At 68.3% G+C, this 21,114-nt stretch carries 18 protein-coding genes and 1 pseudogene; 9 read left to right on the forward strand and 10 right to left on the reverse strand.

The window, feature by feature from the left end; translation table 11 throughout:
• Nucleotides 1-235 precede the first annotated feature (235 nt).
• Nucleotides 236-1,234 carry a LysR family transcriptional regulator gene (locus ON37_RS02795; RefSeq protein ID WP_083892676.1) on the forward strand — a complete coding sequence of 333 codons (999 nt, stop codon included), beginning with the start codon at nucleotides 236-238 and terminating at the stop codon, nucleotides 1,232-1,234.
• Nucleotides 1,235-1,240: 6 nt separating this feature from the next.
• On the opposite strand, the gene ON37_RS02800 is transcribed toward ON37_RS02795, so the two are convergent.
• On the reverse strand, nucleotides 1,241-2,308 hold the full coding sequence (locus ON37_RS02800; protein ID WP_040716189.1) for a substrate-binding domain-containing protein: 1,068 nt from the start codon (nucleotides 2,306-2,308) through the stop codon (nucleotides 1,241-1,243).
• Between the two features lie 45 nt (nucleotides 2,309-2,353).
• Here ON37_RS02800 and ON37_RS02805 point away from each other — a divergent pair, with 45 nt between their 5' ends.
• Nucleotides 2,354-2,788 (forward strand): MarR family winged helix-turn-helix transcriptional regulator, encoded by a 435-nt coding sequence (locus ON37_RS02805; protein ID WP_040716191.1) that lies wholly within the window; start codon nucleotides 2,354-2,356, stop codon nucleotides 2,786-2,788.
• A gap of 59 nt (nucleotides 2,789-2,847) precedes the next feature.
• Nucleotides 2,848-4,137: a M18 family aminopeptidase gene (locus ON37_RS02810; RefSeq protein WP_040716193.1), complete on the forward strand. Its 1,290-nt coding sequence runs from the start codon at nucleotides 2,848-2,850 to the stop codon at nucleotides 4,135-4,137.
• Here ON37_RS02810 and ON37_RS02815 read toward each other — a convergent pair.
• Complete coding sequence (locus tag ON37_RS02815) at nucleotides 4,092-5,402, reverse strand: glycosyltransferase 87 family protein (RefSeq protein ID WP_245552963.1); 1,311 nt, start codon at nucleotides 5,400-5,402, stop codon at nucleotides 4,092-4,094. The two genes, ON37_RS02810 and ON37_RS02815, sit on opposite strands and share 46 nt — an antisense overlap.
• Before the next feature lie 238 nt (nucleotides 5,403-5,640).
• Here ON37_RS02815 and purL point away from each other — a divergent pair, with 238 nt between their 5' ends.
• Nucleotides 5,641-7,968 (forward strand): phosphoribosylformylglycinamidine synthase subunit PurL, encoded by a 2,328-nt coding sequence (purL, locus tag ON37_RS02820; RefSeq protein ID WP_040716197.1) that lies wholly within the window; start codon nucleotides 5,641-5,643, stop codon nucleotides 7,966-7,968.
• Between the two features lie 37 nt (nucleotides 7,969-8,005).
• Here purL and ON37_RS02825 read toward each other — a convergent pair whose 3' ends face one another.
• On the reverse strand, nucleotides 8,006-8,287 hold the full coding sequence (locus tag ON37_RS02825; RefSeq protein WP_040716200.1) for a YiaA/YiaB family inner membrane protein: 282 nt from the start codon (nucleotides 8,285-8,287) through the stop codon (nucleotides 8,006-8,008).
• A gap of 141 nt (nucleotides 8,288-8,428) precedes the next feature.
• On the opposite strand from ON37_RS02825, the gene ON37_RS02830 reads away from it, so the two are divergent.
• The 3 genes from ON37_RS02830 to ON37_RS02840 all read left to right on the forward strand — a co-directional run bounded on the left by ON37_RS02830 (nucleotide 8,429) and on the right by ON37_RS02840 (nucleotide 11,433).
• Nucleotides 8,429-10,186, forward strand: coding sequence for an alpha/beta hydrolase (locus ON37_RS02830; RefSeq protein ID WP_051031072.1), 1,758 nt, complete (start codon nucleotides 8,429-8,431; stop codon nucleotides 10,184-10,186).
• Nucleotides 10,183-10,872, forward strand: coding sequence for a CPBP family intramembrane glutamic endopeptidase (locus ON37_RS02835; protein WP_083892678.1), 690 nt, complete (start codon nucleotides 10,183-10,185; stop codon nucleotides 10,870-10,872). Before ON37_RS02830 ends, ON37_RS02835 begins: the two co-directional genes overlap by 4 nt.
• Nucleotides 10,873-11,046: 174 nt before the next feature.
• Complete coding sequence (locus ON37_RS02840; RefSeq protein WP_040716297.1) at nucleotides 11,047-11,433, forward strand: sterol carrier family protein; 387 nt, start codon at nucleotides 11,047-11,049, stop codon at nucleotides 11,431-11,433.
• A gap of 6 nt (nucleotides 11,434-11,439) precedes the next feature.
• Here the strand turns inward: ON37_RS02840 and ON37_RS02845 are convergent, their stop codons facing one another.
• Nucleotides 11,440-12,774, reverse strand: a complete 1,335-nt coding sequence (locus ON37_RS02845) for a YhgE/Pip domain-containing protein (protein WP_444543872.1) — start codon at nucleotides 12,772-12,774, stop codon at nucleotides 11,440-11,442.
• A 112-nt stretch (nucleotides 12,775-12,886) separates the two neighbouring features.
• Here ON37_RS02845 and purF point away from each other — a divergent pair, with 112 nt between their 5' ends.
• Complete coding sequence (purF, locus tag ON37_RS02850) at nucleotides 12,887-14,491, forward strand: amidophosphoribosyltransferase (protein ID WP_040716201.1); 1,605 nt, start codon at nucleotides 12,887-12,889, stop codon at nucleotides 14,489-14,491.
• Between the two features lie 98 nt (nucleotides 14,492-14,589).
• Here purF and ON37_RS02855 read toward each other — a convergent pair whose 3' ends face one another.
• Both ON37_RS02855 and ON37_RS02860 read right to left on the reverse strand, forming a co-directional pair.
• On the reverse strand, nucleotides 14,590-15,216 hold the full coding sequence (locus tag ON37_RS02855) for a TetR/AcrR family transcriptional regulator (RefSeq protein ID WP_040716204.1): 627 nt from the start codon (nucleotides 15,214-15,216) through the stop codon (nucleotides 14,590-14,592).
• Complete coding sequence (locus ON37_RS02860; RefSeq protein WP_040716207.1) at nucleotides 15,203-16,069, reverse strand: alpha/beta fold hydrolase; 867 nt, start codon at nucleotides 16,067-16,069, stop codon at nucleotides 15,203-15,205. The genes ON37_RS02855 and ON37_RS02860 overlap by 14 nt, the downstream gene beginning before the upstream one ends.
• Before the next feature lie 189 nt (nucleotides 16,070-16,258).
• Between ON37_RS02860 and purM the strand changes: the two genes are divergently transcribed.
• Nucleotides 16,259-17,374 carry a phosphoribosylformylglycinamidine cyclo-ligase gene (gene purM, locus ON37_RS02865; protein ID WP_040716209.1) on the forward strand — a complete coding sequence of 372 codons (1,116 nt, stop codon included), beginning with the start codon at nucleotides 16,259-16,261 and terminating at the stop codon, nucleotides 17,372-17,374.
• 437 nt (nucleotides 17,375-17,811) lie between these two features.
• Here purM and ON37_RS02870 read toward each other — a convergent pair whose 3' ends face one another.
• From ON37_RS02870 to ygfZ, 4 genes and pseudogenes are all read right to left on the reverse strand, one after another.
• The gene (locus tag ON37_RS02870) at nucleotides 17,812-18,018 is read right to left on the reverse strand and encodes a DUF3073 domain-containing protein (protein ID WP_040716211.1); all 207 of its coding nucleotides are present in this window, start codon (nucleotides 18,016-18,018) and stop codon (nucleotides 17,812-17,814) included.
• A 153-nt stretch (nucleotides 18,019-18,171) separates the two neighbouring features.
• Nucleotides 18,172-19,134: an asparaginase gene (locus tag ON37_RS02875; protein WP_040716214.1), complete on the reverse strand. Its 963-nt coding sequence runs from the start codon at nucleotides 19,132-19,134 to the stop codon at nucleotides 18,172-18,174.
• A 209-nt stretch (nucleotides 19,135-19,343) separates the two neighbouring features.
• A pseudogene (locus ON37_RS02880) lies at nucleotides 19,344-19,967 on the reverse strand (MOSC domain-containing protein); the annotation flags it as partial.
• Nucleotides 19,968-19,990: 23 nt separating this feature from the next.
• Nucleotides 19,991-21,103 (reverse strand): CAF17-like 4Fe-4S cluster assembly/insertion protein YgfZ, encoded by a 1,113-nt coding sequence (gene ygfZ, locus ON37_RS02885; RefSeq protein WP_373281967.1) that lies wholly within the window; start codon nucleotides 21,101-21,103, stop codon nucleotides 19,991-19,993.
• Nucleotides 21,104-21,114: the final 11 nt, after the last annotated feature.

Genomic DNA, 21,114 nt, shown 5'->3' on the forward strand with positions numbered 1-21,114 from the left:
ACTGCCTCCTCGTGGTCCGGGTCGTCGACCACCGCCCGCCAGGGAACGCCGAGCCGCGCGATTCCCGTCCGGAGCTCGTCGTCCCGGCTGGTGGTTCACTGCCACCAGACTGCGGCTCAGCCGGTCACACGTCTATTTACGGTTGGTTCACGGCAGTGTTCAGTGTTCCTACACAGCGCTGAGGGTGTTCCCGCACAGCGCTTACGGTTCCTGCACAGCGCTTACGCTCGATTCCATGGACCTGTCGCTGCCTCGTCTGCGAATGCTGCGGGAGTTGCATCGGCGCGGCACCATCACGGCGGCGGCGAGCGCGCTGCACTACACCGCGTCGGCGGTATCGCAGCAGCTCGCGCAGCTGGAGCGGGATGTGGGGCTGCGCCTGTTCGAGCGGCGCGGCCGGCGATTGCAGCTCACCGATCGGGGGGTTCTGCTGGCCGAGCACGCCGAGGAGATCCTCGCCTCGGTCGAGCGGGCGACGCAGGCGCTCGAGGAGGCGGGCGAATCGGTATCGGCGACGCTCACCGCCGGCGTGTGGGCCTCGGTGGCGTCGGGCCTGCTGCCCGATGCGCTCACCGCGCTGGCCCGCACGCATCCGGGAATCCTGGTGCGGACCAAGGAACTTGCCCCGGAGGCGACGGCGGCGGCCGTGCGGGACGGCACCCTCGACCTGTCGTTCGTTCTCGACTATTCGAATTACCCGATGACCTGGGATCCCGGTCTGGAACGCGCCGTGATCGCGGTCGAGCGGCTGTATGCCGCCGTCCCGGCCGGCGCGGTGCCGACCCGCACGGTGAGCCTGGCCGGACTGGCCGAACAGCCCTGGATCCTCGCGCCCGCGCGCTCGCATCTCGGGCACGCGGTCCGGCTGGCGTTTCAAGCGGGCGGAATCGAACCGCGCATCGATCACGAGGTGGAGGAGCAGGCGACCGCGATGGCGATGGTCGCGGCCGGACTCGGGGTCACGCTGGTCTCGGATCTCGGTCTGGCGCTGCGGCCGCCGGGGGTGGACATCGTCGGCCTCGGCGAGGTACTCACCCGGACGGTTTCGCTGGCTTATCGCACCAATACCGCCCGCCGGGCGGCGCTGCTGTCGGTCGTGAACGCCGTCCGGGCCGCCGCGGTGCACAAGGGGCTCGGCGCGGATCGGCCGCCATTGGCCGGGACGGAACCGGAAAGCGTTGTGCCACCCTCGGTTTCGATCGATACCGGGCGTGACGGCCTCGGTCTGGCGTGAGGTGGTTCAGTACAGGGTGTCCAGGATCCGCAGGTCGACGCCGTCGGCCCGGGCGATCAGGCTGGGCGGGCGGACCACGTGGTTGTCGCGGTACATGCGCCCGCCGGACGGTGTCTCGAGCAGCAGCCCCTCGTCCAACGCGGCCCGCAGCCGGGGAACCTCCAGCGAACCGACGGCATGCGCCATCGCGCGCAGCGTGTGCAACGCCTCGTAGGCGGTGTTGCCGAAATAGGTGAGCTTCGGAGCGAACCGGCCGTGCATCCGGTGATAGCGGTCCGGCCGATCGGGATCGGCGCTGGTGTCCGGGAACAGGCTGGACGCGACGTACAGGTTGGCGTGAGCGGCCGGCCCGGCGGCGAGCAACAGCTGTTCGTCGATCACCGGGCTGACCCGCAGCTGGTCGGCGGCGCGGCCGGTCCGGGTGAACTGCTGGTTGAACCGCACCGCGTCCATGCCGACCAGCAACATGACGATGCCGTCGGCCCGGTCGAAACCCGGATCGGCGAGGATGTCGCCGAAATCCCGCGTACCCAGTGGGACGTAACGCTCGTACACGATCGACCGCCGATAGGCCGCGCGGACATCGCGACCGGTGGCCACCGGCCAGATGTAGTCGTTGCCCACGATCGCCCAGCGGCGGGTGCCGAATTCGCGAGCCAGCCAGCGCATGGCCGGCAGGATATGGCCGCTGGGCGCCTCGCCGATCATCACCACCTCGGCCGGCTCGTTCGGCAACTCCTCGTAGACGTTGGCGAACAGATAGGGCACCCGGCCACCGGTCACCCGCGCCACGGCCTGGCGCACGGCGGAGATGTGCCAACCGGTGATGGCGTCGATCATGCCGGTCGCCAGCAGGGCGGAGACCTCCTCGGCGACCTCGGCCGGACGGCGACCGCCGTCGATCGTCGTCACCCGCACCTCTCGTCCCAGAATTCCTGTGCCGCTGTTGATTTCTTTCGCAGCCAGCGAAATCGCGGCTTCGCAGGACGGCGCGACAATTCCCACCGGCCCCTGGAGCGGGACGATATTCAAAACTTCTACCACTTCGTCCGGGCTCTCGCCGAAGGAGAACATTCGGTACCCTTCTTCGTATCCGAGCGAAATGATGGGGCGGAGAATATGTCGACCATTGTAAGTGGCGTCGCCACGCTGCACGGGGCGCTGCGAGCTGCGGAACGCGGTTGGCTGCGGCACCTCGATGCGGCTCTGTGCGCCCGGCAGCTGACCGTGGACCAGTGGGCGATGCTGTCGAATCTGTCCGACCGCTCCGGCATCACGATGAGCGAGCTCGCGTTGCGCGCCCAGCTGCCGCCGTCCTCGGCGACCCGCCACGCCGATGCCCTGGCCGAGCGCGGCCTGATCTTTCGAATTGCCGCCGAGGACGATCGCCGCCGCATTCTGATCGGCCTGACCCATCGCGGTAAGGATCTGGTGGATTCGGTTCGCGAACAGGAGTTGCTGGCCGAAGAGGAATTGCGTAAACGAATCGGCGCGCGAAATCACGCGGAATTGCTGCGTATGCTGGAGTTGATGATCGAGTCGCAAGCGGATTGAGCCGCCCCGCCCGGATCGGATGAAATCCGGCAATTCCGGCAGCCGTTAGGATCGCCGGTATGCCCGCCTCCACCACCGCGACCGCCTCCGGGCTGTGCGCCTTCGTCGATGCCTCCCCGTCTCCGTTCCACGTATGCCGCACGGTCGCAGCCGAATTGACCGAACACGGCTTCACCGAACTGTCCGAGGCCCGGCCGTGGAGTGACGGCGGGGCCGGTCGGTATTTCGTGATCCGAGGTGGGTCGCTGGTGGCCTGGGCGGGGACGAACTCCGACCCGGCCGCGGCGTTCCGGGTGGTCGGCGCCCATACCGACAGCCCGAATCTGCGCGTCAAACAGCATCCGGACCTGGCCGTGGCGGGCTGGCAGCTGATCGGTCTGGAACCCTACGGCGGCGCCTGGCTCAATTCCTGGCTGGACCGCGATCTCGGTATTTCCGGCCGGCTCACCGTACGCGCGGGCGACCGGTTGACCGAGCGGCTGGTTCGCATCGACGAACCGCTGGTCCGGGTGCCGCAGCTGGCCATCCACCTGTCCGAGGATCGCCGCGGCGTGAGCTTGGATCCGCAGCGCCATGTGAACGGCATCTGGGGTCTGGGGGAGCGGCCCCGGTCGTTCATCGCCTACGTCGCCGAACGGGCGGGCGTGGCCGCCGACGATGTGCTCGGCTGGGAGTTGATGACCCACGACCTGCAGCCCAGCCGCACGGTCGGCCGCGACGGCGACCTGGTCAGCGCGCCGCGCCTGGACAATCAGGCCACCTGCTACGCCGGACTGCGCGCCTTCCTCGCCGCGGTCGAGCAGGGCGGTGCCGTCACCCCGGTGCTGGCGATGTTCGACCACGAGGAGGTCGGCAGCCAATCCGATCGCGGAGCGCAGTCGGATCTGCTCCCGGCGATGCTGGAACGGATCGTGCTGGCCCGCGGCGGCGGCCGAGCGGATTATCTTGCCGCTCTTGCCGGTTCGATCTGCGCCTCCGGTGATATGGCCCACGCCACCCATCCGAACTATCCCGAGCGGCACGAACCGTCCCACCGCATCGAGGTCGGCGGTGGGCCGGTGCTCAAGGTGAACCAAAATCTGCGCTACGCCACCGACGCGGTGGGTGCGGGCGCCTTCGCCCTGGCCTGCGCCCAGGCCGGGGTGCCGCTGCAGCGCTATGTCCACCGTGCGGATCTGCCCTGCGGGTCGACCATCGGGCCGATGACGGCGGCCCGCACCGGCATGCCCACGGTCGATGTGGGTGCGCCGCAACTGGCGATGCATTCGGCGCGCGAACTGATGGGCGCCGCGGATGTGGGCTCCTACGCGGCGGCACTCGCCGCATTCCTGGCACCGGCGGGCCGGTAGGCGATCGCCGCGATCACCAGCGCGGCGAAGGCCACCAGGACGTAGCTGCTGCCGAGGATCTGCTGCCACCAGGCCCAGCGAAGTTCCCGATCGGCGTTGTGCGGGAGCACCCACTGCGGGCCGACCATGAACAGCACGGTGACGGCGGTGGTGACCGCGATCCACATCCGGCGCCGCCGGGCCGCGCGGCCGGGCGTATCCGGTGCGTCCGCGGCCGGCATGCGGGCGATCAGATCGCCGGCGACCAGCAGCGCGGGCGCGATCCACACCCAGTGGTGCGACCACGAGACCGGCGAGACCAACAGCACCGCCGCCGAGTTGACCAGCAGTGCGGCGACGGTGTGGCCGCGGTCGATCAGCCGCTTCATCCACAGTGCCGCCAGACCGATCGCGATGAGCGACAGGGCGATCCAGATCGCGGTCGCGGTGGAATCGGAGACGCCGAGCCGGAACGCGAAACCCTTGAGCGACTGATTGCCCGCGTATTGCGGCGGCCCGATCCGGCCGGTGTCGACCAGAGTGTGGAACCAGTACTCGATCGAATCGTTCGGAAACAGCAGAAAGCCCAGGGCGATCGCGCCGGCGGCCGAGCCGATCAGGGTCAGGCAGGCCCGCCAGTCGCGGCGCAGCAGGAAATAAAGCAGGTAGCCGGCCGGAATCAGCTTCACCGACACGGTGATTCCGATCAGCATGCCGCGCGGCCAGAACGGCTTGCGGACCAGCGCGTCGAGCGCGACGGCGGCCATCAGGACCAGATTGATCTGGCCGAAGTTGTAGGTCTGGCGAATCGGTTCGGACAGCCCCAGGACCGCGAGCGCGCCGATCAGCAGGATCAGGCGGGTGGTGCGGTCGCTCTGTGGCCGAAGCCTCGTCAGCACCAGCCACAGCGTCACCGCCAGACTCGCCATCGAGGTGAGCAGGACCAGCCATTCGGCCGCGCCCAGCGGCATCAGCGCCAGCGGCGCGAAGAACAGTGCGGCCAGCGGTGGATAGGTGAACGGCAACCCGATACCGAAGACCTTCGGCATCGGTCCGTACAGATCGCTGCCGTCCAGCCAGGCCCGCGCACCGTTGCGGTAGACCTGGAGATCGATGTAGCCGTGCCAGATGTGGACTGTCCACGAGACGATCGCCGACACGACGAACAAGGCGATCGCGATCGTGAGCAGTCGCCGCTGCCGAGCCGTCAACCCCCCGGTGGACCGCTGCGACGCCTTGGTCGCGGGCAGTTCGTCCGGATCTGCGACCCTGGATCGATCGTTCACCGGCTCAGCGTACCGGTGGGCGGGCACCAGCCGGTCCGGCCGGGTTTGCCCGTCGTCGGGCGATGTCGTGCGCGGGTGTTCGTGGTCGCGTCGGGCGCCCTCCGTGGTACTTCGCTGCCGCCTGCGGGCGCCCATTAGACTGGCCTCGACCTCCCACCCGCCCGCATTCTGACTCGCACTCCAGCGCCGGAGCTCGTAGCTGCATGTTTGCCCGGCCGAAAGGACCTTGGTAGCCACCGTGACTGTCCACGTCGACACCGTCAGCGCCGCCGCAGCCACCCCGGATACCCCGCAGCCGTACAAGGAGCTGGGTCTCAAGGACGACGAATACGCCCGCATCCGCGAGATCCTGGGCCGCCGCCCCACCGACGCCGAGCTGGCGATGTATTCGGTGATGTGGAGCGAACACTGCTCCTACAAGTCCTCGAAGGTGCATCTGCGGTACTTCGGGCAGACCACCACCGACGAGATGCGCGCCTCCATGCTCGCCGGCATCGGCGAGAACGCGGGCGTGGTCGACATCGGCGACGGCTGGGCGGTCACTTTCAAGGTGGAAAGCCACAACCACCCGTCCTACGTCGAGCCGTATCAGGGCGCGGCCACCGGTGTCGGCGGCATCGTGCGCGACATCATGGCGATGGGCGCGCGGCCGATCGCGGTGATGGATCAGCTGCGATTCGGCGCGGCCGATCATCCGGATACCCGGCGGGTCGTCGACGGGGTGGTGCGCGGTGTCGGCGGCTACGGCAATTCGCTGGGCCTGCCCAATGTCGGTGGTGAGACCGTCTTCGATCCGTCCTATCAGGGCAATCCGCTGGTGAACGCGCTGTGTGCGGGCGTGATGCGGGTCGAGGATCTGCATCTGGCCTTCGCCTCGGGTACCGGCAACAAGATCGTGCTGTTCGGCGCGCGAACCGGTCTCGACGGTATCGGTGGCGTCTCCGTACTGGCCTCGGACACCTTCTCCGGAAATGAAGCGGATTCCGGGCCGGATTCGATGCTCGAAGGCGCGAGCGCTTCTCGGAAGAAACTGCCGAGTGTGCAAGTGGGCGACCCGTTCGCCGAGAAGGTGCTCATCGAGTGTTGTCTCGAGCTGTACCACGCCGGGCTGGTGGTCGGTATCCAGGATCTCGGCGGCGCCGGATTGTCCTGCGCTACCTCGGAACTGGCCGCGGCCGGCGACGGCGGGATGCGGATCGACCTGGACAAGGTGCCGCTGCGCGCGGCGAACATGACTCCGGCGGAGATCCTCTCCAGCGAATCGCAGGAGCGGATGTGCGCCGTCGTGACGCCGGACAACGTCGAGGCGTTCATGGCCGTCTGCCACAAGTGGGACGTGCTGGCCACCGTGATCGGCGAGGTCACCGACGGCGACCGGCTGGTGGTGAAATGGCACGGCGAGACCGTGGTGGACGTGCCGCCGCGCACCGTCGCGCACGAGGGCCCGGTCTACGAGCGCCCGGTGAAGCGCCCCGAGGAGCAGGACGCGCTGGTCGCCGACACCACCGCCGGCCTGGCCCGCCCGAAGTCGGGCGACGAACTGCGCGCGACGCTGCTGAAGCTGATCTCCAGCCCGCAACTGTGCAGCCGCAAGTGGATCGTCGAACAGTACGACCGCTACGTGCGCGGCAACACCGTGCTGGCCGAGAACGCCGATGCCGGTGTGATCCGTATCGACGAGGAGTCCGGCCGCGGTATCGCGCTGGCCACCGACGCCTCGGGCCGCTACGCCAAACTCGATCCCTACACCGGCGCGCAGCTGGCGCTGGCCGAGGCCTACCGCAACGTCGCGGCCACCGGCGCCACCCCGAAAGCCGTCACCAACTGCCTGAACTTCGGGTCCCCCGAGGATCCGGGCGTGATGTGGCAGTTCCAGCAGGCCGTGCGTGGCCTCGCGGACGGCTGTGTGGCCCTCGGTATTCCGGTCACCGGCGGCAACGTCAGCTTCTACAACCAGACCGGGCAGACCGCGATCCTGCCGACCCCCGTGGTGGGCGTGCTGGGTGTCATCGACGACGTGCACCGGCGGATCCCGACCGGCCTGGGCAGCGAACCCGGCGAGACGCTGATTCTGCTGGGCGAGACCCGCGACGAACTCGACGGATCGATCTGGTCCCAGGTCGAGCACGACCACCTCGGCGGCGTCCCGCCGCAGGTCGATTTCGCCCGCGAACAGCTGCTGGCCGAGGTGTTGACCGCCGGTTCCCGCGACGGAATGATCAGCGCCGCCCACGATCTCAGCGAAGGCGGCTTGGCTCAGGCCGTGGTGGAGGCGGCGCTGGCCGGTGAAACCGGTTGCCGCATCCTGCTTCCCGAGGATGCCGATCCGTTCGTGATGCTGTTCTCCGAATCGGCCGGACGCGTCCTGGTCGCGGTGCCGCGCTCGGAGGAGACCCGCTTCACCAAGATGTGCACCGCCCGCGAGCTGCCGTGGGTGCGCATCGGCGTCGTGGACCAGGGTTCGGATTCGGTCGAGGTGCAGGGCCAGTTCTCCATCACCATGGACGAACTGCGCGCGGCACACGAGGGCACGCTGCCCGCACTGTTCGGCACCGAATCGAACTGAATCGGGTTCGGCCGCACCGGCTCGGCGGTGCGGCCGCTCACACCCGGAACGGATCGTGTTCGGCCATCAGCTTTTCCACGCGTGCCTCGTCGATCCGCTGGTGTACGCGCGAGGCTTCGAACTGATCGCGAATCACCTTGGCCAGGGTGAACGCGCTCGAGACCATGAACAGGGTGGTCATCAACAGGAAGCCGCGCTGCCAGATGTCCAGCGGCAGATAGACGATGCCCGCGGTGGCCGCGACGAAACTGACGCCGAAGGCGATGGCGGCCTGCGCCAGGAAGGCCGGGCTGCTCTTCTGCTGGGTGGGAGGGTTCATATCGTCGAGTGTGCGGTTGGCGAGCCGCGCCGCACGCGCGTAGAACTACTCGAGTACCCCGGGTAATTCCCGTTGTCGCCGTTGTCTGCCTCACGTGCGGAGCTCCGTCGATTTCGGGTCGCCCACCGCCATACTTGTCGGGTGCTCGATACCGCCGAGACCATGACAACGCTGCGCAGGCGCGGCATTGTCGTCTACCGGCGGGGCCTGACGCTCCTGCGCCGCATCGAGGACGACATCATCGCCCTCAACTACGTCGGCCTGGTGACCGCCACGGTGTTCTTCGCCTGGTCGGTGACGCCCTCCTTGTTGCCGCGCGATTGGCTGTTCCAGGGACTCATCAGTGGCCTCAATGCCGCCATCGGCTACGGCGTGGGATGTCTGCTGGAGTGGGGCTTCCGGAAACTCGTGCGGCCGCGCCTGCGGTATCGCACTCCGTCGCTGCGGATTCGCTACGCGGTGAAGGTGACGATCCTGACGATCTGCGTCCTCACCGCGATCTACATGCTCGTCCTGTCGGCCGACTGGCAGCGCCAGATCTACGACCTGATGGACATGGAGGGCACCACGCGCGCCGCCTATCTGCGCACCGGCGGGCTCAGCGCCGCGGTGGCCGCGCTGGTGGTCGCGATCTATCGCACCCTGCGCTGGATCGTGCGATTCTTCGCCCGGTTGCTCAGCCGCTGGGTGCGGGTGCCGCCACGGCTCGCCCCGAGTGTGGGCGCGATCGTGCTGGCAGTGGTGGCGGTGCTGCTGTTCAACGGTGTGCTGTCCGAGGCGTTCTTCAACGTCGCCAACTCGGCGTTCAGCGTGCGCAACGACAAGATGACCCCCGATGCGGTGCAACCCACCCGCCCCGAACGGTCGGGAAGCCCGCAGTCCCTGGCGAAATGGGACACCCTCGGTTCCGAGGGTCGCTGGTTCGTCTCGCACGGACCCGATGCCTTCCGGATCGGCGCGGTGACGGGAAAGCCTGCGCGCGAACCGGTTCGGGTCTACGTCGGGCTCGGCTCAGCCGGCGAGGGACAGACCCAGGAGGAGTTGGCGGTCGCCGAACTCGAGCGCACCCACGCCTTCGATCGCAAGGTGCTGGTGATCGTCACGACCACCGGAACCGGGTGGGTCAACTCGACGACCGCGGGTGCGATCGAGTACATGTACGGCGGCGACACCGCGATCCTGGCATCGCAGTATTCCTATCTGCCCAGCGTGCTGTCGTTCCTCGCGGACCGGGAGAAGGTCGCGGCCGCGGGTAAGCGGATGTTCGACGCCGTGTATGCCGCCTGGTCGGCGCGGCCGGCCCAGTCGCGGCCGAAACTGCTGGTGTATGGAGAGAGTCTGGGCTCGCAGGGTTCGGAGTCGGCGTTCAACGGGCTGGCCGATCTGCGGGCCGAGGTCGATGGCGCACTGTGGGTGGGGCCGCCGAATTCGAATCGACTGTGGAAACAGTTCGTGCAGCGCCGCGATCCGGGTACGCGCGAGGTCGAACCCATCTACGCCGATGGGCTGGTGGTCCGATTCGCCTCCGGCGCGGCGGATCTGCGTAAGCCCTCGCCGGAGTGGCGGCGGCCTCGCATCGCCTATCTCCAGCATCCCTCCGACCCCATCGTCTGGTGGTCGCCGGATCTCATCTTCTCCCAACCGGATTGGCTGTCGGAGCCGCGCGGCTCGGATGTGTCCACGCAGATGCGCTGGTGGCCGCTGGTCACCTTCTGGCAGGTGGCCGCGGACCTGACCAATGCGCAGGGCGTGAGCGACGGCCACGGTCACAATTACGGAACGCTGGTGCTCGACGGCTGGGCCGCGGTTCTCCCGCCGCCGGACTGGAATCCGGACCTCGAGGAGAAGATTCGGACCCAGTTGGAGCTGTCGGAGGCATACGAGCGGGTGGTCAAATGAGGCTGCCGCCGCACGGCGTGCGGGCCGGTGGGGCGACCGGCCGGCCCGGGGCGATCGGCGGCGCCGCGGCCGGAGTCGCCCTGCTGTGGAGCAATGTGGTGTTGCCACGGCTGGGCCTCGGCATTCGGGGGCGGACCGCGGCCAACGTGCTGTTCGCATCCGGGTTCGCCGGTGTTTTCGGCGGGCAGCCGGCCTGGTGTTCGCGGCGCGGATTCGGTTGGGGTGCAGTGGCTTTCGGTGTCATCGGTACCGGGTATGCGGCGGGCATCGCGATTCCCGCGATCCGCGATCGGATGGCGGCGTTCACCGTGCGCGGGCCCGAGGTGAGTACGGCCGAATGGGTCGCGATCCATATCCCGCTCGGCACGGTGTACAGCGAGGAGCTGATCTTCCGGGGGACGCTGGATCCGTTACCGGCCGGCCTCGGGCGATACGGAAAATACGGCAGTGCAATGGTTTTCGGACTGTGGCATATCTACCCCGCCCGGGTGGCGGGCGACAGCGTCGCGATGACGGTCGCGGTGACGGCGGCGAGCGGGTTCGTCTTCTCGTGGCTTCGCCGCCGTACCGGCAGCGCGCTCGCTCCCGCACTCGCCCACCTGGCGCTCAACGCCGGTGGCGTCCTGGCCCCGCGAATCGCCGTCGTGCTGCGCGAACGCTCCGGCCGGCCGAAGAAGCTCGAATAACCGGGGCCGACCCACTACCCCACGGTGTGGATGGATGTGGATATCTCGCGCCGGTCGCTCGCCGGCCATCGCGAATGCCGGTCTGCGCAACCGGACGCGCCGACCCGATGCGATCGGCCCGGGCGCAGCCGACCCCGTGTGCACCGCTCGCGCCCGCTCGTTACGCTCGACGGAATGGCGCGACGTTCGGCTGTGGACCCGGTTCAGGTGCGTGATTCGGTGGTCGCGGTCGGCGACTGGCTGCGCGACGAGTCGGCGGCGCCTCCGCCGCGCGGTGAACTCGCCGCCGCCGTGCGGGGCACCGCCCGCACCCTGGCCGCGGCGGCGCCCGGAGCATCGGTGGAGGTGCGGGTGCCGCCGTTCGTGGCGGTGCAGTGCATCGAGGGTCCGCGGCATACTCGTGGCACCCCGCCCAACGTGGTCGAGACCGATCCGCGAACATGGTTGTTGCTCGCGACCGGACTCATGGAGTTCGACACCGCCGTGGCGTCGGGAGCACTGAATATTTCCGGGATCCGCGCGGGTGAGCTGGCACGCTGGCTGCCGCTCGTGCAGATCTGAGCCGCATCAAGCCGGCTGAGTCAGGGTGATCGGCCTGCGCTCCAAACCTTTTCGATCGTAGAAGCGGGTCACGACCAGACCGAGCACCACCCCGATGATCAGTCCCAGCACGGTCATCCAGAACCCGCGGGTGAAGCCGGCCGCGCCGTTACCGTCGAAATACAGCAGCGCGCGGACCGCGAGGAACACCTGGTGCATCGGTTCGAAGGTGGCCAGCCAGCCGAGATATTTCGGCGTCGCCTCGATCGGCACCGTGCCGCCCGAGGACGGCAGTCCGAGCACGATGAAAAGGATCATGTTCACCAGCAGGCCGGCCGAACCGATGGCGGCCAGGATCGAGATGCCGGTGAATCCGACCGCGATCATGGCCAGTACGCCGTAGAGGTACAGCCCCAGCGGATTGTCCAACGGCATCCCCAGCGCGGCCCCGATACCCACGAAGATGCCCGACACCACCAGCGCGGCCACCGCCATGATTCCCCACTTCATCAGCAGGGTGCGGACCCGGGAAACCGGTGTCGCCGGGTAGTGGACGTACCACGGCCCGTATTCGGTCGGGATGAATCCGAGCGTGGAATCGACGAGGGTGTGCACGATCATCGCGCCCACCATTCCGGCCAGCAGGAGCAGCAGCGAGTAGAAGAACGCGGTCAGGCCCTCGCCCGAGCCGCCGGGTAGCGGATGGAATTCCTGCACCACGATCTGCAACGGTTGCTGCAGCGCCAGCCGGGTCGCCCCGGAGAGTTCGGGCGCCGGGGGGCCGCCCGGCGGCGGCTTCAACTGGGCCTGGACCTGTTCGGTGAGTTGCTTGCCGACCTGGTCGTTGATCTGCGGCAGCGCCTGCTCGCCGAAACGGGCCACGATCTGGGTGGCGAACGCGCCGGTGCGGGGATTGGTTTGCAGCGTGATGATCGGGTGTTCGATATCGCCCGGAATCACGCTGCCCACGCCGAGGATCCCCAGTCGCTTGCTGAAATCGCTGGGGATGATGATCGTGCCGTAGACCTGGCCGTTCTGCATCTGCTGCTGGGCCTCGGGCAGGCCGAGCACGCGCAGATCGATCTCGTCGGCCGGCACGGCCGCGCGCAGGCCGTCGGCGACCTGGTCGCCGAAGTTCACCCGCTTCTCCTGCCCGGGTGTGCCCAATGTCTCACCGACGTCCTGATTGACCAGCGCAATGGGGAAATCGTGCAGATTTCGCTCCGGATCCACGACGTAGTCGAGGTACAGCAGCCCCAGCAGCGCCGCCACCAGCGAGACGACCACAACGGGGAACAACCATCGAATCGGCGTCAGGCGCCGGGGATTTCGGGTCTGTAGTGCGCTGTCGGTACTCACCACGGACGAACCGTAGCAGCAAACCGCCTGCCACCCGGCGGATCCGTAGGTGGGTTTCGGACGGATGACCCGTAGAATGATCAGTGCCCCCCGCCCGACTAACAGGGAGCAAACGGTGACCAACGCCGATCTGTCGATCCCGAAGACCGCTGCAGGCCGCAACACCTCCGCCGTCGACGAACCCGAGAACGAACCCCGCGAGGAGTGTGGCGTGTTCGGTGTCTGGGCGCCGGGCGAGGATGTGGCCAAGCTCACGTACTACGGCCTGTACGCCCTGCAGCACCGGGGTCAGGAGGCGGCCGGGATCGCGGTCGCCGACGGCTCCCAGGTGCTGGTCTTCAAGGATCTGGGGCTGGTCTCGCAGGTGTTCGACGAGCAGACCCTGGCGGCGATGCCGGGACATGTCGCCATCGGCCACTGTCGCTACTCGACGACCGGCTCCACCATCTGGGAAAACGCCCAGCCGATCTTCCGCACCACCGCGGTGGGTACCGGACTTGCCCTGGGGCACAACGGAAATCTGGTGAACACGGCCGAATTGGCGACCCGGGCCCGGGAACTCGGGCTGATCAACGGCCGCTTACCGGGCAGTGCGATCACCGCCACCTCGGATTCGGATGTGATGACCGCGCTGCTGGCGCATGCCGCGGCCGACAAGAGCATCGAACAGGCGGCCATGGAGCTGCTGCCGACCCTGCGCGGCGCCTTCTGCCTGACCTTCATGGACGAGCACACCCTCTACGCGGCCCGCGACCCGCAGGGTGTGCGCCCGTTGTGCCTGGGCCGCCTCGACCGCGGCTGGGTTGTCGCCAGTGAGACCGCGGCACTCGACATCGTGGGCGCCTCCTTCGTGCGGGAGATCGAGCCGGGCGAATTGTTGGCGATCGATGCCGACGGTGTGCGTTCGCTGCGCTTCGCCAACCCCGAACCCAAGGGGTGTGTCTTCGAATACGTCTATCTGGCCCGGCCCGACTCCACGATCGCTGGTCGCTCGGTGCATGCCACCCGGGTCGAGATCGGTCGTCGCCTCGCCGCCGAACATCCGGTGGAGGCCGATCTGGTCATCCCGGTCCCGGAATCCGGTACGCCCGCCGCGGTCGGCTACGCCCAGGGGTCCGGCGTGCCCTACGGGCAGGGTCTGATGAAGAACGCCTATGTCGGGCGCACCTTCATTCAGCCCAGCCAGACCATTCGCCAGCTCGGTATTCGGTTGAAGCTCAATCCGTTGCGCGAGGTCATTCGCGGTAAGCGGTTGATCGTGGTCGACGATTCGATCGTGCGCGGCAATACCCAGCGCGCGCTGATCCGGATGCTGCGCGAGGCCGGTGCGCTGGAGATCCACGTCCGGATCGCGTCGCCGCCGGTGAAGTGGCCCTGCTTCTACGGCATCGATTTCGCCTCCCGGGCGGAGTTGATCGCCAACGGCGCCGGGCCGGAACTGCCGGAGGGATCGGAAGATTCGGAAGCGGCGATGGTCGAGAACGTGCGCCGGTCCATCGGTGCCGACAGCCTCGGCTACATCTCGCTCGAGGGCATGGTGGCCGCCACCGAACAGCCCCGTTCGCGGCTGTGCTGTGCCTGCTTCGACGGCAAGTATCCGATCCCGCTGCCCACCGAGGCGGCGGTCGGCAAGAACGTGCTCGAGGGCATCCTGTCCGGTAAGTCGGAGTCGGAACTGCTGGGCGACAACGCGAACGCGAGTGCGCTGAGCCGACCCTGAGCCGCTGCCGCTCGACTGCCGGTCGTGAACCCTGACCCTGCACGGCGCTCGTCGCCGAACCGCGCGCACCGCGCGCTGCCGGTTCGATTCGGTTCGCCTCAGTCGTTCGCCGGTGGCGCGTTCGGCGGGGTGAGCAGGCCGGCGAGCATCATGAGGATGCACTGTTCGGCCTCGGCTGCGGCCGCATCCGGATCCTCGGCGTGCGCGACGATCATGCCTGCCTCGGTGATCGCGGCCAGAATCAGCTGCGCCAGCGTTCGCACCGGAAGCGCCGGCGCGAGACCGGATTCCACGGCCAACTCCAGCTGATTGGTGATCAGCCCCAGGCCGTGCCGCGATTCCATTTCCCGCCAGCCCTGCCACCCCAGAACAGCGGGACCGTCGGACATCGCGATCCGCACGGTTTCCGGGCGGCGGCTGACCATCAGGAAGGTATGCAGCCCGGTCGCCATGACGGCCAGCAGATCGGTCGGGTCGGGCAGGGCGTCGATCGCTTGCCGGATCTCATCGGTGTTGTCCGCCTCGAGCTGTTCCAGCACCGCGACGAACAACCCGCGCTTATCGGCGTAGTGGTGATGCAGCGCGCCCCGCGTGACGCCGGCCGCAGCGACGATCTCCTCCGCCGACACCGCGGCGTACCCGCGTTCGGCGAACAGCCGCCGCCCGACCGCCTCCAGACTCGCCCGAGTGGCGCGTGATCTGTCCTCCTGACTACGGCGTGGCATGCAGCCGAGTGAACTCCACGATCAAGTCGCCGAGCAACTCGGGCTGGTCCTCGGCGCTGAAGGTGAGGGAATCCTCGATCGTCCTGATCGTCGCGTCGGGGAGATCAGCGGCCATCCGCTGCGCGAACTCCAGTCGGAACACCTTGTCCTCGGGCGCCCACGCCAGCAGCACCGGCAGGTCGAGCGTGGGGAAGCTGCGTGCGGCGGCGAGTGTGTGCCGTTTATGGATATCGCGCAGAAAGCGTCGCAGATCGGCCCGGATGGCCGCCGAATTGCGGCTGGGCAGTAGATAGGAATCCGCGATCTCCGGCGGCAGGGGCCGCTTGGTGACCAGGCCGAACGCGAGCGGTAGCCGCTGCGCCGGGCGGAACCGCAGACTCTGCAGGATCGCCGTGAGCAAACCTGGAACCCGCGACAGCCGCGGTAGCGGAGTGAAGGGTTGGGGGAAGAACTTCTCGTAGGCATCGCAATTGGTGAACACCACGCGACCCATGCGGCTGCGGTCGCGCGACAACATGATCTGGGTGATCGCCCCGCCGGTGTCGTTGGCCACGAGGGTGACGTCGTGGAGGTCGAGTTCACGCAGGAACGCCGAGATGAGATCGGCCGCGCCGGTCGGACTCAGATCCGCGTCCGGCATCGGTTCGGAATGGGAGCCGAAGGGCCAGTCCGGCGTCAGGCAGCGGTGGCCCGCGGCGGCGACCCGGGGAACCACCTTTCGCCACAGGTCGGCGTTGACCAGCAGGCCGTGGACGAAGACGACCGGCGCCCCCGATCCGGTGTCGTGATATCGAATGCGGCCGCCCGGCAGTTCGAGGTGCCGGATCGGACCGAGGCTGGTGCTGATTCCCATGACATGCCTTCCGATAGGGGGTGTGCTGGGACTCCAGAGTTACCTACATACCGTATGTATGTCAACGGCGGATGTGACGGTAGCCTCGAATCCGTGCGTGCAGCCCAATACCGGTGCAGTCCCGTTATCCGGCTCCGGTAGCGTGATCAGGCATCTATCCGCCGATTCGGTTTGGAGCTTTCCCGAACAATGACTGAGCAGACCCCGAGTGGCGCCGGCGTGAACGCCGGTGCCGACGAGGCCCAATCCGGTGGCGCGTCCTACGCCGCCGCCGGTGTCGACATCGAGGCCGGCGACCGCGCAGTCGAGTTGTTCGCGCCGCTGGCCAAGAAGGCCAGCCGGCCCGAGGTGCAGGGCGGGCTGGGCGGATTCGCCGGCCTGTTCGCGCTGAAGGGCGGCTACCGGGAGCCGCTGCTGGCCGCCTCCACCGACGGCGTGGGTACCAAGATCGCGGTGGCTCAGGCGCTCGACAAGCACGACACCGTCGGTCTCGACCTGGTCGCCATGGTGGTCGACGATCTGGTCGTCTGCGGCGCCGAGCCACTGTTCCTGCAGGACTACATCGCCGTCGGCAAGGTGGTCCCGGAACGGGTCGCCCAGATCGTCTCCGGTATCGCCGAGGGCTGTATCCAGGCTGGATGCGCGCTACTCGGCGGCGAGACGGCAGAGCACCCGGGTCTGATGGGCGCCGACGACTACGACATCTCCGCGACCGGGGTCGGGGTCGTGGAGGCCGACGCCGTGCTGGGCCCCGACCGGGTCCGTCCGGGCGACGTGGTCATCGCCATGGGTTCCTCGGGTCTGCACTCCAACGGCTACAGCCTGGCTCGCCGGGTGCTGCTCGATATCGACCGGATGGCGCTGACCGGCCATGTGGAGGAATTCGGCCGCACGCTCGGTGAGGAGTTGCTGGAACCTACCAAGATCTATGCCAAGGATTGTCTGGCGCTGATCGCCGAAACCGATGTGCGCACCTTCGCCCACGTCACCGGAGGCGGCTTGGCCAACAATCTGGCGCGGGTGCTGCCGGCCGGCCTGGTCGCCGAGATCGACCGTGGCACCTGGAATCCCGCGCCGGTGTTCAAGCTGATCGCGCAGCGGGGCCGGGTCGAGCGGGCCGAGATGGAGAAGACCTTCAACATGGGCGTCGGCATGGTCGCCGTCGTCGCGCCCGAGGATGCCGACCGTGCGCTCGCCGTACTGACCGCCCGGCACATCGAATGCTGGACGCTGGGAACGGTCAAGAAGGCCAAGGATGCCGATGCGCCGCGAGTGGCGCTGGTGGGGGAGCACCCGCGGTTCTGAACGGTTCTCTGCGATAGCGCGAAATGTCCCCGTCTCGAAGATTTCGGGCGGGGACGCTTCGGTATCTCTGGATCCGGGGCCGTGGTCGCCAGCGCGCAACCATCGTCTCTCGGTGCGCGGAACCGTGGTCTCTCGGTCGGAGTCGCCCCAACCCGTGGGAGAGTCAGGCGGCCCGGCCGCTGTCGACGAGCGAATCCGCAACCGCGGACGATCGACGAGTGAGCTCGCGAATCAGAAGCGGGCGCAGGCCCCAAGGTGTGCCGAACTCGGGTTGCGCCGCCGTCGGTATCGCGCGGACGCACCGGCGATACCACGGGCGGCAACCCGTACTACGAGCCCTCATCGATGTCGGAATCGGGGACCGTCACACCGAAAATTACTGCCGACGTGCGAAAGGGGAGGCCCCTCAGGCCTCCCCCTCGAGCCATCGAACCGAGTCAGCGGCGCCAGTCGTCGTAATCCTCATCTTCCTCCCAGCGCTTGAGCGCGTCGTCCGAATCGTGCTCTTCGGACAGCACACCGCTCCGCCGGGGGGAGTGCCCCGACAGCTCGCGCTGAAGGCTCGCGAAGTCGGTCGACGGCGAGCTGTACTTCAGCTCGCGTGCAACCTTGGTCTGCTTTGCCTTAGCCCGGCCACGGCCCATGGCTGACCCCCTCGCGTCACTGCGGGGCGGCCTGGGGTGGTTGGCGGCCCCGTTCGAATTAATAATCTTCCTGACAGACACTTTAGCGTGTGTCAGGCGGTCGCGCTTCCATGAGTGGGGGAAGACTCCGGAGCGACCACCGTTCGCGAGGTTCTACACCACACCCGGGATTGCCCGGATGATGCCGACGCGTGCCCCGCCGCCCAGGACCGGTGCGCCGGCGAGCTCGGCGTGGGTCTCGGTCCACTCCACCCCCATCCGCTGGAGAATCGCCTGCGTCAGCGGCATCCGGGCCCGGTCGTGCCCGTCGTCGATCTTGTAGGCGAAGGCCCGGCCGTCGGGCAGCGCACCCGCGTGCACGCCGTCCGCTCCGATTTTGCAGACCAGTCCGGGGGTCGCCCGCATGGTCTCCAGATCGGGTGCGTCCGTGCCCGAAATCACTCGCGGATGATGGCGAATCGCGTCCGCGACCCGGCGTTCCGATGATCCCTCGGCCGCGGTGGCCAGTCGCGCGTAGGCCCGGGCCAGATTGATCAGCGAGACCGGAACGATCGGCAGTCCGCAGCCGTCGATCCCGAGATCGGTTTCCGGCTCGCCGGTGATCTCGATGATCGTTGCCGTCACCGCCTGCTGCAGCGGATGGGCGGGATCGAGGTATCCCGTCGTCGGCCATCCGTTGATCGAACAGGTGGCCAGCATCGCGGCATGTTTGCCCGAACAGTTCATGAAGATCCTGCGTGCCGCGGAGCTGCGATCGCGGCCGGCCAGCGCCTCGGCTCGGGCCTGTTCGCCCATCGGCAGATCCGGGGGGCAGGCCAAGCGGTCCTCGTCGAAACCGAATCGGTCCAGCAGCCGGCGCACCAGGGCGAGATGATCGGGTTCGCCGAAGTGCGAGGCGGTGGCGATGGCCAGTTCGGCCTCGTCGAGGGGTTCGAAGCCGTTGCGCAGCAAGGTGATCGCCTGCATGGGCTTGTTCGTCGAACGCGGAAAGATCGGCAGGTGTACCTCGCCCAGCGCGAGCGACGGTTCCCCGTCGGGTTCGACGATCACCACCGAACCGCGATGGACGCATTCGCGGAATCCGGAACGAACCACCTCCACCAGTTCGACACTCACGACCGGTCTCCTCCCTCCGCGGTGGCACACACTGTCGCCGCCGATACCGCGGTTTCCGGCTGCGTTCCGGGCGGAAGGTCCGCGTCGACTCCGCTCGGCGCTTGCTCCGAGGGTGCCACGTCCGGCGAGCCGCTGGTCCGCGCGGCCACGCGGATCTCCTCGTGGGGTTCGGTGTTCGGGGTGCGGTTGGCGGCCCGCCGCGCATGCCGGGCGACCTGCATGCGGACATCCGCGGAGACGGTCGGTTCGACTTCGAGCAGATACTCCAGCCGCGCCGGATCGTCGCCGGTGAACAGATCCCGGACCGTCACTCCGTGATCGGGAATGTGGTCGACGTGCACGCGGTCGCCGGCGCCGATCGTGCCCTCGGTCAATACGCGCAGGTACGCCCCGGTGTCGGCCTGCAACGTGAAGCGTTTGACCCATTGTTTCTCGCCGGACCAGTGCCCGAAGGTCGCGCACGGCACCCGCGGCGCCGTGACCTCGAGGACGGTATCGCCGATCCGCCAGCGTTCACCGATCACGGCATCACTGACCGGCAGTCCCGAGATGCGCAGGTTCTCGCCGAACCAGCCGGGCGCGAGCGTGCGGCCCAGTCGCTCACCCCACTGCCGAGCGTCTTCCTCGGCGTAGGCGTAAACCGCCTGATGGATGCCGCCGTGATGTTTCGTATCGCAGACGTGATCGCCGTCGAGACCGAGCGCGCGGACGCCGACCCGAGCCGATACCGGGCGTTTGTCGATCGCGGTCCGGCCGACCCGGCTGACCTTGGCGGGCACCTCCAGCTCGGCATGCAGGACGCAGACCGCGAGTACCTGGCCGACCGCGCCGATTTCCCGGGGCGCTGCGGGGGCGCTCACCGGCCGCGCAACTTGTCGATCGCGAGCCGACCGGCCTGGGGCTGGTCATCGGGGGGAATCGAATCCGGATCGATGGCCGCGGCCATCGATCCGGCCGAGAGCTCGGTATCGGCCGCGACGCCCCGCTTGACCAGCGCCAATGCGATGGGGCCCAGTTCGAAGTGGTCGATCACGGTGCCGAGCCGGCCGACCGCGCGTCCACCCGCTGTCACCGGGTCACCGGTCGTGGGCCGGGAGTCGGCCGATCCGTCCAGATGGAGCAGCACCAGATGCCGCGGCGGTTTACCGAGGTTGTGCACCCGGGCGACGGTTTCCTGTCCTCGATAGCAGCCCTTGTTCAGGTGGACCGCGCCGAATTCGGCCGGGCCGCCGATCCAGTGCGCCTCGTGCGGGATGGTGCGTTCGTCGGTGTCGATGCCGATCCGCGGGCGCAGCGCCGCGACGCGCAGCGCCTCGAACGCCCACAGACCGGCCGGTTCGGCGCCGGCGGCGGTGAGCGTCGACCACCATTCGGCCAGCCCGTCCCGCGGGATCACGAGGTCGAAGGAATCGTCGGTGGGCCAGGGCATCCGGCGCAGGAAGCCGCCGCCGGGCAGTGCGGCGGCCTCGTAGACGCCGGGCAGGTCGGCGATACCGAGCGCCGAGGTCAGCTCGCGCACCCGCGGACCCAGCAGGCTCAACACCGCGTAGTCGGCCGCCTCGGGTTTCGCGTCCGCCCAGAAGACCATCTTCTGCAGGAAGTCCAGCAGCGCCGGCCCGCGCTCGCCCTCGGTGTCGATCCACACCGTCCGATCGAGTTCGGTGAGCACGAAATGATGCTGGATCCGGCCGTTGAGATCCAGATCGAGGTTCTCCGCGGACCGGCCGTCGGCCAGTTCGGCGATGTGCTGACTGGAGATGGTGTGCAACCAGCTCAGCCGCTCGGCGCCGGTGACCGTCGCGACGAATCGGTGCGAGCGGTCGATCACCGCTACGCGTTGGGCTGCGGCGCGCTGTTCGGCGAAGGGATCGCCGTAATGCCACGCCACCGCGGCATCGGGACCTTCGGGCGGGCCGGGCACGGCCCCTGGGAGACCGAGCAGTGGACTGGGGGCGGCAACCACGGACACGTATTCCACAA

This window comes from Nocardia veterana NBRC 100344, from assembly GCF_000308855.1.
Lineage (GTDB): Bacteria > Actinomycetota > Actinomycetes > Mycobacteriales > Mycobacteriaceae > Nocardia > Nocardia veterana.